Consider the following 14555-nt stretch of genomic DNA (forward strand, 5'->3'; position numbering starts at 1 on the left):
AGGTAGTGTGAAAAAATTGAAATTAAAAACTTTTTTACTTTTAAATACATCAATTGCTCCTTTTGTAGCTCTTGCATCTTGTACTACTAATCAAGATCCAAGATATGAACAACGACAAAACTCAGCAATTAATTATGATTTGGGTTTAGCAACAGAACCAATCAATAACTTAAATTATGTTAAATATAAATCTGTTGACAAAATTTTGCCTTCTTTAGTAGACTCATTCATTAAAGACGGGCCAGATGAAAACTTAAAAAGATTGATTAAAACAAATGATTATGCACTGGTCTTAACCGATACTTCCGGATCAGTAAATGATAATGGTGAACTTTCATCATCCTTTGATGATTTTTGAAAACTAAAAGATTCATTAAAAGGTCCTAATGAAAATGGCTATGGGTTAGTTTCTTCATCTTATTACCAATTAAATAATTTTAATGTTATTGGTGGTTTAGGAAAAGCTTCATCAACATCAGATATTACCAAAACAGGAACATATTATGGTTTTAGAAATCCAAAAAATTCAGGTAACTTTATGGCAGTTACTGGCTTTGTAAATGATAAACTTAATCGTTGGAGTAATGGAGATTATATTGATGCACAGCACATTCGTGATTATTTTGAATACATCCTTGATTTGAATACTGGATCTCAAAAATTAGATGAAATTCTTAAATTTGGAATTCGAGGAGCAGAAAAATTTGTTAATGCTCAAAAAGAATATTTAGCTAAACATAATAAAAACTATCTAAATCCATTTGGACGTCGTAGGTATGTTTTAAATGAATTTAACGAATATATTCAGGACCCAGATCAAAAAGTATGGGAACCACAAATTCAAGATGCTTCAGGTAACTTTGTTGATACTGAAGAAGTTGAAAAAATAAAAAAAGCAGCTTTAGAATTTGGATTTTATACGGGACAATTGTTCTTAGATTATAGCAATCAAACAATTAGCGAAAACATGGTTCTTAATCCAGAGTTTAAACTAGATGCTCAAGTTCAGAATTTCAATATTGCTAAAAATGGTGTAGTAAAAACAATCAAACTTGTTAAAAATCCATACATGAACCCATATCAGGAATTTAAATTACTAGAAGGAAAATTAGCTAACGTATATAACCAATTAGCAAACTCAGAAAATTCATTTACTATGATTTTTGATCAAAATAAAACACCAACTTTAACCTTTTTGGCCTTCCAAATCATGAAAGAGTTATACCCAATTAACCGCCGCTATGTGGAAACCGTCGCTGGTGGAATTGATAAATATGGATCTGATCCTAAGGCATTTTTAACAAGTGGACCATTTTTAATGGATAGTAAAGATGTTGTTTTAGGTCCACAAGGGCAAATTATCTTGACGAAAAATAATGAATACTTTGATGCTAAAAATACAATATCAAACAAAATTAAAATTTATTTTTCATCTGATCGTAACATAAATACAACATTTTTTGAAGATGGATATATTTCACAAACCTATATTCCCGCTACAAAAATTAGTAGTTATTGATCTGATGCTCAATATAAAAACTTTTTAAATAAAAATACAGGTTATGGAACAATTGCTTATGGATTTAACTTAGACTCTGAAACAAATGGTGCAAGTTATTTACAAGATACTGATTTAAGAAATGCAATTTATTATTCAATTAACCGCGAAAATATCATTAAGTTTGTTGGTTGGGATTTTTCATTCCCAGTAAATACCTTTACATCATATGGTCAATACCGTACTGAGAATGGCAAAAATATTGAAACTTACTTTAGTGATTTAAGTTCTAAAACTAAAGATAATGTTGAATATCCATTGCAAAACTACGATTTTGTTGTGCACTTAGCTAAAAGTTTCTTATTTGAAAAAACAGATCGTAAAGATTTTGCGTATAACTTAGATACCGCACGATTTTACATGAACAGATTTAAAGCTAAATATCCTAATTTATCTAAATTGTCTTTAAGATATTTAAACAATTCATCTGATGAACAAAAAAATGCAGGACTTTTCTTAAAAGAAGCCTTGCAAATTGCTTTTAATGGATTTATTGAGTTAGATATTAAAAGTTTACCAGAAAACACATTTGCTTCATATATCGAAGAGGGTAAATATGATATTATCTATCAAAATTACGATAAACTAGGTGGTAATGGAGCTGAAGATTATGTTTCTGCCTTCTTTAAAGATGACGGAATTAATACCTTATCACAAAAATCAATTGGTTTTAAAACTAATCCTGTAGGTTCATTTGGTTATACTGACTATATTATTGATTTAATATTAGAAGCAAATAACCTAAAGAGTAATTTAACAACTTTCCAAAGTTTATTGCAAGCTGAAGTAACAAAAGTTGAAAATGCTGCTAATGCTGCTTTTGGGCAAGACTTTAATAATTTAAAAAATCAACCAGAAGGTACTTCAAAAAATGGTCAAATTAATAATTTTGTTAACCAGAATGCTGCAAAATTAGCTAGTGATTTAGGGACAAACTTTAAAACTGAATTTGTTACTTATATTTTAGAATACCTATTATTAAATAATGATAATATGAAATATGCTCGCCTTAAAAAAGCATATAAAAACTTTTTGATTAATACAATGTCAGTCGATGATATTGTTAAATTAACAAAAACAACTAAAGAAAGATTGAATATTCAACAGTCTATTAATAACCAAGAAGTAACATTTGATTTTTGAAAGAAATTTATTGAACTTTCATTTAGCAAAGATGGTGAATCATTGGTAGATTATAGCGATCGTTTAAGCGCCTTTTTCTCAGCTAACTTTACAAATGAAGAAATAACTCAGGGTTGAACCCAAGAATATGTATTTGTCTTTATTGGAGAACTTGAAAAAATTGTGCGCGATGCTTCCTTTATCGTGCCATTAATGGAAGTTGATACAAACTGGGAAATTACAAGAGTTGCGGGAGTTTCATCATTATATAAATTTTCATTACAATATGCATATGACTATACAAGACCACCAAGATCAGGATTACCAAGAGGGAGAAATAATTAATAATGTTTAATAAAGTTGTACACGATCTTAATCCAATTTATTTTGCAGGAAAACGAACTAATGATTATTCATTATTTGAAAAATTATTTTCATTTAATTCTACTTTTGCAAAATCATTAATTAGATTAACTAAAATAATTTTAGAATTCTTTATTATTGGAATAATTGTTATTACTATTACATTTTTCTTAATTAATGCAGTTCCTGGATCTAACTCTTTAACAGCCGGACTTGACGAAGGTGCTAGAAGAGCAATCGAAACTAAATACGGACTTAATTTGCCAATATTCCAAAGGTATTTAAATTATCTTGGTGGACTATTCAAAGGCGAATTTGGTATTTCTATTTCATTATTTCCAGGTCGGGAAATTCAAGATTTTATTTGAATTAGATTTTACAAATCATTTTTAGTTGGAATTTGTTCAGTTATTTTAACTGTGACAATAGGTATTTCAGTAGGAGTTTGAGTTGGTAAAAATCCGGGTGGATGAGTTGATAATATTTCAACTGTACTTGTAAGTATTTTTTCAAGTGTTCCGTCAATTATCTTTGCTTTAGTCTTGGTCTTTATTGGCCGTTTAGTAGGTCTACCATATATTTTTAATGAAAATAACTTAGTTACTTATATCTTACCAGCTTTTGCCTTATCGCTTGGAAGCATTATTGTTTATATTAAATATATAAGAACTGAATTAAATCGCGAACTAAACTCTGTGCATGCAAAATTTGCATATTTAAAAGGCCTTTCAAAAAATCGTTTTGTATGAAAACACGCCTTAAAACCAGCATTATTCCCAATTGCGACATTTTTCCCAGCGGTAATTTTTGGTTCATTTATTGGAAGTATTTTTATTGAACAAATCTTCTTTATTCCTGGATCAGGGGCAACATTGCTGCAAGCTATTCAAACTAAAGATTACAACATCATTTTATTCTTAATTATGATGTTTACATTATTAACAATTTTATCTTATGCTACAAGGGATATTTTATATGAAGTAATCGACCCAAGGGTCAGAAGAAGGGGGTCAGGTGCCTAATAGCAAAAAAAGCATTAGCGAAAAATTTAATAATTATTTAACCAAACTGAAAAATCGTAATGATTTAGGAGAAACAAATTTAAATAATTTAGCGACTGCTCCAAACCCATTAATTTCTCCATTTCAATACCAAGCTTGGAAAATCATTGGCAAAACAATTGATTATTCAACTAACCAACACATGAATGCTGAGGCAAAACCATTCAAGGAATTTGTTTACAGATATTCAAAAAGCTTCACTGGTGTTTTTGGCTTTATTTTATTAGTAAGTCTAATTTTATTATCATTTATAATCCCATTTACTACCCAAGCACCATTAGCAACTGATGTTAACAATCGTTATTTAACTTTTAATACCACAGATTCAAATGGTATTTATCATATTTTTGGAACTGATCATTTAGGAAGAGACTTATGAGCAAGACTTTGACATGGGCTAAGGTATTCGCTGCTTTTAGCCATTGTCGTAACGACAATTGAAGTTATTATTGGCTTAACAATAGGTATAATGATGGGCCAATTTGAAAAAGTTGATAAGTTTTTTACCTTTATTATTAAAATTATTTCAGTTGTTCCCACGATTTTAATCTTAATTTTAATTACTATTGTTGTTAGTCCTACGTTTTGGGTCATTGCCTTAGCTTTATCATTAACTTCATGAACGGGTATGGCCAACCAAATTAGAGCCCAAGTTAAACGTGCAAAACACTTTGAATGAGTATCTGCCTCACGTGTGTTGGGGACTCCAATGACAAAAATTTTACTTAATTATATTCCGGTAATTTTACCAATTTTAATAACCCAATTGGTATTTACAATTCCTGGAGTAGTACTATCAGAAACATCATTAGCCTTTATTGGTCTTGCAATTGATGATGCTTCAACATTAGGGAATTTAATTTCTGAAGGCCAAAAACAATTCCCTGCATATTTAAGATATGTATTTGTGCCTTCGACTATATTAATTTTAATCACAACTAGTGTCCAACTTATTGGATCTAGTGTGCAAGATGCACTTAGAAGACAAAGATAAAAGGAGAATCATGAAAAAATACTCAAAAAAATATCGTTTCCAAAAACCTAAAAAAGCCAAAAAAAGCACTGAATTTAATAATGATATTTTAGAAATTATTGTTGAAGAACCAATTCTGGAAGTGGAACAAGAAGTAGAAGAACAACTAATTGTTGAACTTGAACCTGTAATGGCGCCTGTATTAGAACCAGAACCAGAACCAGAACCAGAACCAGAACCAGAACCAGAACCAGAACCAGAACCAGAACCAGAACCAGAACCAGAACCAGAACCAGAAGTAATCCAAGCAGTTGAGGACCAGAAACCAGAAATTATTGAAGAACCTGTGGTTGCTGAAGAAGAAGATTATACAGGTCCAATTAACGAAGAAACTGAAGAACCAGTTCATCTTCCTTTAGTTGTTAAGCAACCAGAAGAAGAAAAAGACTACTTGTATACTGGTCCAATTAACGAAGAAACTATCGAAGATGAACAACCAATTGTTGAACCTGAACTAGAACCAGAACTAGTTCCGGTAGTTGAAGAACCTAAGGCTCATGATTGCCTGAAAGAATGTGGACCAGCTGTAGAATTTGTTCCATCACTAAGCTTCAGAGAAATTGAGGCCGAGGTTTTTAACCAGGGAGTAGAGGTCGCTACAGCCAAAGCTCCCGTAACTAGACGAATTGTAGTTGTAAAACACGAAGAATATAAATACGAAGCAAAAGAACCAGAAATAATTAGACTTGAACCCGTTGTTCAAAAATATATAACTTCTCCACCTGTTCAAATTATTGATACAACACTTCAAAAAGAAATCATAGAAGATATTAAAGTTATCAATGAAGAATCGCCGGCGGATAAAAACCCACAAGATACTGTTTTAGCTCATAAAAATGATAGTGAAGCTGAAATTGATGAATATTTTGGTCCCAAAGGTTTTTATCACAAACCAGAAGTTTTGCAGGTAGAAAAGCAACAAACTTTTGTACATAATACTAAAAACAACAAAATCTGTATGATTGAAAAATATTTTGGAAGATTTTATGCTTGCAAATGTGATAGACAACATACTCATAAAGAAACATACTTTAAAGTTTTTTCTAAATTATTTGATAAAAATAAAACTAGTCAATTTGATTTTGAACAATTTTCAAAAAATGTTGAATATAAAATTTTTTCAAATGGAACTATATTAAAAATTGCTGCTGAGATTAATGACTTGCATTTATCATTTACTAACCCTGCTGTCCCTGGACAAAAAAATAAAGTTTTAAGAGGTACTTCTCTTAAAGTATATGAAGGGAAAGTTCATGCAATTATTGGAGAGTCAGGATCAGGTAAATCAGTTATTACATCATTATTATATGGATTAACTGGAGACAATGCTGTGATTGATTCAGGTGAAATTAAACTTTATAATAACCATGTTGAAAACTTTAGTTTTAATGATTGGGAGAAATCAAACTACCGTGGTAGAGTTGTTTCTGCGGTTTTCCAAAACCCAATGTCAACATTAAATCCAACAATGAAAGTTGGAGCACAAATTATGGAGGGGATGTTACTTAATAAGGTTGTTAAAACTAAAAAAGAAGCTTATGAAAGAGCTCTAGAATTTTTAAGATTAACTAAAATTAATGACCCTGAAGCAGTTATGAAACTTTACCCTCATGAAATGAGTGGTGGAATGATCCAAAGGGTTGTAATTGCTGCTATTGTTGCACTTGAGCCAAAAATTTTAGTTATGGATGAACCAACTACAGCCCTTGATCCAACAGTACAAGCCCTAGTGTTAGAAGTTATTAGAGAATTACAAGAAAAGCTAAAATTAGCTATTGTATTCATTACTCACGATTTAGGAGTTGTTGCTTCTATAGCTGATTATATTTCTATTATGTATGCAGGGCAAATCATTGAAGAAGGAACTGCAACTGAAATTTTAAATTACCCTCAACATCCTTATACATGAGGATTAATTTCAAGTATGCCTGATGTTAATAAAGGCAACCGCCTAGCAACAATCCGAGGAAGTGTTCCGTCTAACTTAAATAAAATTGTTGGAGATGCCTTTGCCGTTAGAAATGACTATGCAATAGGTAAGGATTTAAGTAACGAACCAGATTTTTACTGAATTTCAGACACACACCGTGTTAAATCTGCTTTATTAGATGATAAAACACAAAAATATTATGCACCTTATTTAATTCAAGATATATGGAAGGAGTATCTCAATAAAAATGAAACCAGAAAGAACTAAAGTTGAATATACTCACAATAAATTTTTATTCCAAAAAGTAACTACAGTTCGTTACCAAACACCTGGTGTTGAAGATATGCTTACTCCTAAACATAACGAGAAGATTCTTGCAACATTGCGCAATGTTGACATTACTTATGGGGAAGGGCATAAATCATTTAAAGCAGTTTCAGATTTAAATTTAAATATTTACCATGGTGAAGTGCTAGGTTTAGTTGGAGAATCAGGATCTGGGAAAAGTACAATTGGAAAAACTTTAGTTGGGTTAGTTCCATACAGTTTTGGTGAAATTAAACTTTTTGATAAGGTTTTACCTAAAAAACTTACCAGAGGCTTAAAAATTGGAAAAGCACTAAAAGAATATAAAGCAATTGAAAACTTTTTAACTAATAAAGTTCAAATGATCTTCCAAGATCCTGCAAACTCTTTAAATCCGCATGCAAATGTTGAAACTATTGTTTCAGAAGGTTTATTAAATACTAAAAACTCACGTGAAATTTTATTCTATAATTTTGATCAAAATACTTTGAAAGAAGTTTATGAGAAAATTGAGAATAATGACCAAAATAAAGATTTCTTTGGTAAATATTTAGATGAATTAAATCAAAATATTTACCAAGATGAATTTGCTGCCTATGAAGCTTTATATAATAAATTTTTACATAAATTACAAGTTAAAAGACTTCCAGCAGCTTTATCAGTTTTAGAAAAATATAAACTTGAACGAGATCAAATGAGTAACCTTACTGAAAAAGAAGCTCGGAGACTTTTAGTTCGTGATATCCTAATTTCTGTTGGGCTTGATGAATCAGTTTTACGTAGATATCCACTTGAATTTTCAGGAGGTCAACAGCAACGGATTGGTATTTCGCGTGCCGTTGTCTTAAGGCCGCAACTTCTTGTCGCAGATGAGCCAATTTCCGCGTTAGACGTTTCAATCCAAGCGCAAGTTGTTAATATTTTTAACGAACTGAAAGAAAAATACAATTTAACAATCCTATTTATAGCCCATGATTTACGTATGGTTGAATATATTTCTGATCGAATTGCAGTTATGAATAAAGGTCGCTTATTAGAAGTTGGTAAAACTGAAGAAATTATGAATAATTCACTTCATCCTTATACCAAAAGTTTATTAGATGCAGTTCCATCAATTAAAGCTAAAAAAGGTAGTTTAATTGGTTATGTATATGATATAAATATGCATGATTATAATGAAGATAACCAGCCTGAATGAATTAAGATAAACGATGATCATTATGTTTTAGGCACACCCCGTGAAATCAATGAGTGAAAGAATGGACACTATTAATAATTAAAAATTAGCAATAAAATAATTATGTTGCTAATTTTTTATTTCTTATGGTATAATACGTCTATGCATCAAAAAATTAGTAAGAAAAAAGAACCGATCTTACAGTATACTGTTTTACTATATATTGAAGAAGGGAATCCAATTAGTAGTGGATATTTAATTGAAAAATACGGTGAGAAATTAAATTGTTCTAGTGCTAAAGTACGCTATATTATGAATGAATTAGAAAAAGATGGATATCTTAAAAAATCACATAATTCTAGCGGGCGTACCCCAACTGTTGAAGGATTGGATTATTATGCTAAATATTTATCACGATCTTGAGATCAAAAGATGAAAGATAAAGTTGATAAGATTTTAATGCAAAAACATATTAGTATTGATCAAACTGTAGAGGAAGCCGCAAGTATCATAACTGATATGGCTGGAATTACTTTAGTAACTAACGAAATTATTAAAGATTCATTGCTTAAAAGCATTGATATAGTCCCAATTGCTTTAAACAAAGCAACAGTTGTATTAGTTATTTCAACAGGTGAAGTATTTTCTAAAATAATTACATTTGACAGACAAGTTTTAGTTAGTGATCTAAAAATTGCGGTTCGGATTTTTAAAGAACGCTTAATTGATTCTAAGTTGCAAGAATTACCAGGAAAAGTTTCTTTGCTTAAAGATTTGTTATCTGAATCAGTAAATAATTATCAATCAATTATTGATTCAATTGTAAACCAAGTTTTTAATACATATTTAAAACAACAAGAAACACAAAAACGCATTTACGGAAAAAATAATATTATTTTAAGTAAACAAATTCAGCGTCAGGATTTAACTAAAATGATCGATTTAATCGAGCATAGTTCAGTATGGGAAAAAATTCAAGATGCTAGTGACGTTGATCAAAATATTAAAATTTCAGTTGGGCCATCTGGTACATTTATGTCGAAACGTATTGAAAATAATTCTAAAATAACTGAAATATCAGCCGTTGGCGCTACTAACACTGATTTTGATGTCATGAAAACTGCAATAAATGTACTTGATTCATTTTTCAAAGAATCAAATAAAAATAAAGAGGTAAATAATAATGAATTTAAAAATTAAACATAATGATTTATTAACAGCAAGATTTAAATTATTAATTGATGGAAATGAAATTAAAGAGTATTCAATTGAAAAGCAAATTACTATTGGCAAAAATGAATTTTTGCCAAACTTTGATGATTATTTAAAAGGTCGCAAAGTTAAAGATACTTTAGAAATTAAACTAACTTTTCCAAGAAATTATGAAATTAGTGATTTTGCTGGAAAAAAAGCATTAATATTACTTGAACAAATAAAAATTAGCGATGGGCAAAATGCTCAAATTCTTGAATTAAAAGCAAAAATTGAAGAACTAGAAAAAAAATTAATGCTTAAAGATGTTGAATTATTTAATTTAAATCAAACATATAAAAATAAAGCACAAGAATTTAGTCAAAAAGCACAAGAAAAAATTGATCAAGCTACTTTAGAATACAAAAATAAATTAGATCAAGAAAAGCTTGAAGTAAAAAAATATGCAATTCAAAGTTTTGCACAAGACTTTGCAATTCCATTTAGTAATTTTATGGCAGCAATAAGAGCTGGAGAAACTTCACAATCAACAGAAGTAAAAAACTATATTTATGGTTTCAATATTGTATCAAAGCAATTTGAAGAATTATTAAATAATCATGGAATAGAATTAATTATTCCAACTTTAAATGAGGAATTTGATCCTCAAAGCCAAGAAGCAGTTGATTTTAAGGAATCAAATGGTTCAGAAAATAAAATTTTAAGAGTAGTTCGTTATGGACTATATTTAAATGGCAGAGTTATTGTTCCTGCCTCTGTAGTACTTTCTAAAAAAATTAGCAATTAATTGCTTGGTTTGCTAATTTATGTGCTATAATATTCTTAGTTGGATTAGACAACTATTTTAAAAAACAAATAAATATAAATATTATTAGGAGAGTTAATGGCAAAAGAAATTGTATTAGGAATAGATTTAGGTACAACTAACTCAGTTGTATCAATTACAGAAGGGAAAAACCCAATTGTATTAGAAAATCCAAATGGAAAACGCACAACCCCTTCAGTAGTAAGTTTTAAAAATTCAGAAGTAATTGTTGGAGATGTTGCAAAACGTCAAGTAGAAACAAACCCAAACACAATTACATCAATTAAAAGATTAATGGGTACTGATAAAACAGTACGTGCAAATAACAAAAATTATAAACCAGAAGAAATTTCAGCAATGATCCTTTCATATATGAAAGAATACGCAGAATCAAAATTAGGGCAAAAAGTAACAAAAGCAGTTATTACAGTTCCAGCATATTTTGATAATGCTGAACGTGAAGCAACAAAAATTGCCGGTAAAATTGCTGGTTTAGATGTTTTAAGAATTATTAACGAACCAACTGCTGCGGCACTTGCATTTGGTTTAGAAAAAACTGATAAATCAATGAAAGTATTAGTTTATGACCTTGGTGGAGGAACATTTGACGTTTCGGTTTTAGAATTAGAAGATGGAACTTTTGAAGTTCTTTCAACTAGCGGAGATAACCACCTTGGTGGAGATGATTGAGATAACGAAATTGTTAAATGATTAGTTGAAAAAATTAAATCAGAATATAACTTTGATGCAGCTAATGACAAAATGGCTAAAGCTAGATTGAAGGAAGCTGCTGAAAAAGCAAAAATTGATCTTTCAAGTCAAGCTGTCGCTACCATTAATTTACCATTTTTAGCTGTAACTGAAAATGGACCAGTTAATGTTGAATTAGAATTAAAACGTAGTGAATTTGAAACAATGACTGCACACTTATTAGATAGAACTCGTAAACCAATTGAAGATGCTTTAAAAGAAGCAGGAGTTACTGCAAGAGATTTACATGAAGTATTATTAGTTGGTGGATCAACTAGAATGCCAGCTGTACAAGATATGGTTAAAAGAACTTTAGGTAAAGAACCAAACCGTTCAATTAATCCTGATGAAGTTGTTTCAATTGGTGCTGCTATTCAAGGAGCTGTTTTAGCTGGAGATATTGATGATATTTTATTATTAGATGTTACACCTTTAACTTTAGGAATTGAAACAATGGGTGGTGTTTCAACACCTTTAATTGCAAGAAATACCACAATCCCAGCAACTAAGTCTCAAGTGTTTTCAACAGCTGCTGATAATCAATCAGAAGTTACTATTAGAGTTGTACAAGGAGAACGTCCAATGGCTTCAGATAATAAATTACTTGGACAATTTAACCTTGGAGGAATTGAACCAGCTCCTAGAGGAGTTCCTCAAATTGAAGTTAGCTTTTCAATTGACGTTAACGGTATTACAACCGTAACTGCAAAAGATTTAAAAACTAATAAAGATGCAACAATAACCATATCAAATTCATCAAAACTTTCTGAGGAAGAAATTCAAAGAATGATTAAAGAAGCTGAAGCTAATAAAGAAGCTGATGAAAAACGTAAAGAAGAAGCTGAAACAGTTGTACGTGCTGAATCTTTAATTTCTCAAATTAAAAAAGCAAACGAAGAGCAAGGTGATAAACTTGACCCTAAATCAAAAGAAGAATCAGAAAAACTTATTAAAGAGTTACAAGATTTATTAGATAAAAAAGACATCCAGGCTCTTAAAACTAAACTTGATGAAGTTGAAAATATGATGCGTAACTTTGCAAACTATGCTGCACAACAAAACGCAACAAATCAAGGCAACCAACCTGAGAGTGATGAGGATACTGCAACAGTTGTTGAAGAATAATTAAATTAAAATATTCGTTTTCTAAACGAATATTTTTCTAATTTATACTTTATATAAATAGTATATTTAAATAAAAATATATTTATGATATAATAACACTATTAAATTATAAAGGAGATTCAATATGAAGAAAAAATTATTATTTACCTCTCTAACATTTTCAATATTAACCCCAATTATTACATTTTCATGCACCAATTCCTCAGAACCGGGAACTTCTAAAACACCAGTAATAGAAGTAATTTCAAATATAGAATTAACAGAGCAAGAAAAACAAAATTTTGCAGCAACTAACGAGAATAATATACCAAGATCCGTAAAAGTTTCTAAGAATATTGCTGATAACATGCAAGATTTAGTTAAGTCTAGAGACTTTGTTCCTCCTACAGCTAAGCAAAATTTAAATAAATTAGCACCAGCAGGAACTAGGCTTAACAAAGGATTTTTTGATAATGTACCACAAAAGAATAAATTACATAATTCAATTGCTTGAATCAGAATTACAACTAAAGATGAATTTGACCAATTAGTTATCAATAGATTTAAAGAATTAAACAATAAAGACGGTGTTGTAACAAGTGATGCAGAAATAAAGCAAGAATTTGAGAAAAATTATTTAAATAATCAAGATGTTTATGCATTTTTACAAAATAATGATATTTATGTTGCTGATATGGGCGCAGGACTTAATTTGACAAATGGATTTTTATCTAATATTGTAGTACCATTTGATTCTGGTGATTCAATTGTGATAAATGTCTTCCCCGGCACAGGTGCTAATGAGCAGCAAGCTCAATTTGAAAATTTACTTCAACTACAAACTTCAACTTGAAATGTTTTCACATTACCTAAAAGCAAAAATGTTACCTTCAAAATTCTTGATTTTATGAAATCAGAAGATGCATTGACCGGCATTTTAGAGTTTTTCCCTAAATTGTTTAAATGATATAACACTGAGTATGTAAATTTTTATAAAGAGCAAGCTATCGAGTAATTATATAAAACTACTTATTTTCACTTTAATAAGTAGTTTTATTTTTTACTTTATTTCCTTTAAGTATTGCAAATTTATTATTGAATTGTAAGTAATATTTATCCTAAAATTATTATATAATTAAAATATAAGCATTTTTAATTCGATATAATAACTATTATAAAGGATGTACCATGACCACAAGAAAGAAACTATTTTTAAGTATTTCATTATCAATTTTGCCTATTGCAACATTTGCCACTGTATCTTGTAATAGCGGAGAAACTCCGCAAAAACCAACTAACCCTTGGGATCCTGAACCAATAAATGATCCTTTTTTCGCTGCATTTAGAAAGAGTCAGGAACCTAAATGAAAAGCACAAGAAGAAATTCAAAAGATTTATGATAAACTTGAACCTAAATTTAAAGATCTTGTCACAATAAACGTTTTTAATACCCCGACAACTTCATTTAATGGAGATAAAATTCTTGGTGGCCCTTACTATATGTTAAATATGAATTTTTTCCAACCAGTTGATGCAAGCAAGAAAGTTGCCAATTGAACTAAAATTCAAACTAAAGAAGAATTTGACCAAATAATTATTAAAAGGTTCCAAGAATTAAATAATCGTGATGATTTAATAATAAGTGAAACAGAAATCAAAGAAGAATTTCAAAAAATATTTCTTAAAAATCAAGATGTATATGAATTTTTAAAAACCAATGATATTTATATTGATGATGATGATCCGCATACAGCTTTTGAATATTATCATATGGTACCATTTGAATCAGATAATTCTATAGAATTAAATATAATTGATGACGTATTACGTAGATGGGTAACAACTGATGTAATTCCATATACAACTTGAGCCGTTTTTAGTTTACCAAAAGATAAAACAGTTTCAGTTAAAAGAGTTAGTGTTGAATATAGAGAATCAGAATCTGAATTAGAATATTTATTAAATTTTCAAAGAGTATTATTAGAATGGTATAATGGCAAATTTAAGAAACATTTTAACGAATAATATAGGGAAATGCCAACAATATTTGTTGGCTTTTATCTATAAATAAAATAAAGAACTGATTAATAAATTTAACTCTGTAAAGATGGAATGGTAAAATTCAGCTTACCGT

General features: G+C 29.7%; 10 protein-coding genes. All 10 read left to right on the forward strand.

The window, feature by feature from the left end; translation table 4 throughout:
- Nucleotides 1–7 precede the first annotated feature (7 nt).
- The 10 genes from AC0B4S_RS01585 to AC0B4S_RS01630 all read left to right on the forward strand — a co-directional run bounded on the left by AC0B4S_RS01585 (nucleotide 8) and on the right by AC0B4S_RS01630 (nucleotide 14446).
- Nucleotides 8–3025: an ABC transporter substrate-binding protein gene (locus tag AC0B4S_RS01585; protein WP_465101373.1), complete on the forward strand. Its 3018-nt coding sequence runs from the start codon at nucleotides 8–10 to the stop codon at nucleotides 3023–3025.
- A 2-nt stretch (nucleotides 3026–3027) separates the two neighbouring features.
- Complete coding sequence (locus AC0B4S_RS01590) at nucleotides 3028–4065, forward strand: ABC transporter permease (protein ID WP_465101374.1); 1038 nt, start codon at nucleotides 3028–3030, stop codon at nucleotides 4063–4065.
- Nucleotides 4058–5098 carry an ABC transporter permease gene (locus tag AC0B4S_RS01595; RefSeq protein WP_465101375.1) on the forward strand — a complete coding sequence of 347 codons (1041 nt, stop codon included), beginning with the start codon at nucleotides 4058–4060 and terminating at the stop codon, nucleotides 5096–5098. The genes AC0B4S_RS01590 and AC0B4S_RS01595 overlap by 8 nt, the downstream gene beginning before the upstream one ends.
- Nucleotides 5099–5108: 10 nt before the next feature.
- Complete coding sequence (locus AC0B4S_RS01600; protein WP_465101376.1) at nucleotides 5109–7334, forward strand: ABC transporter ATP-binding protein; 2226 nt, start codon at nucleotides 5109–5111, stop codon at nucleotides 7332–7334.
- A complete protein-coding gene (locus tag AC0B4S_RS01605) occupies nucleotides 7315–8646 on the forward strand; it encodes an ABC transporter ATP-binding protein (protein ID WP_465101377.1) in 1332 nt (443 codons plus the stop codon). Before AC0B4S_RS01600 ends, AC0B4S_RS01605 begins: the two co-directional genes overlap by 20 nt.
- A 66-nt stretch (nucleotides 8647–8712) precedes the next feature.
- On the forward strand, nucleotides 8713–9750 hold the full coding sequence (locus AC0B4S_RS01610) for a heat-inducible transcriptional repressor HrcA (RefSeq protein WP_465101378.1): 1038 nt from the start codon (nucleotides 8713–8715) through the stop codon (nucleotides 9748–9750).
- Nucleotides 9734–10549: a nucleotide exchange factor GrpE gene (grpE, locus tag AC0B4S_RS01615; RefSeq protein WP_465101379.1), complete on the forward strand. Its 816-nt coding sequence runs from the start codon at nucleotides 9734–9736 to the stop codon at nucleotides 10547–10549. Before AC0B4S_RS01610 ends, grpE begins: the two co-directional genes overlap by 17 nt.
- A gap of 96 nt (nucleotides 10550–10645) precedes the next feature.
- Nucleotides 10646–12442 (forward strand): molecular chaperone DnaK, encoded by a 1797-nt coding sequence (gene dnaK / locus AC0B4S_RS01620; RefSeq protein WP_465101380.1) that lies wholly within the window; start codon nucleotides 10646–10648, stop codon nucleotides 12440–12442.
- Between the two features lie 124 nt (nucleotides 12443–12566).
- A complete protein-coding gene (locus AC0B4S_RS01625; protein ID WP_465101381.1) occupies nucleotides 12567–13436 on the forward strand; it encodes a hypothetical protein in 870 nt (289 codons plus the stop codon).
- A gap of 173 nt (nucleotides 13437–13609) precedes the next feature.
- Nucleotides 13610–14446 (forward strand): hypothetical protein, encoded by an 837-nt coding sequence (locus AC0B4S_RS01630; protein WP_465101382.1) that lies wholly within the window; start codon nucleotides 13610–13612, stop codon nucleotides 14444–14446.
- The last annotated feature ends 109 nt before the right edge of the window (nucleotides 14447–14555 follow it).

The sequence above is a fragment of the Mycoplasma sp. 6934 genome (genome assembly GCF_055523595.1).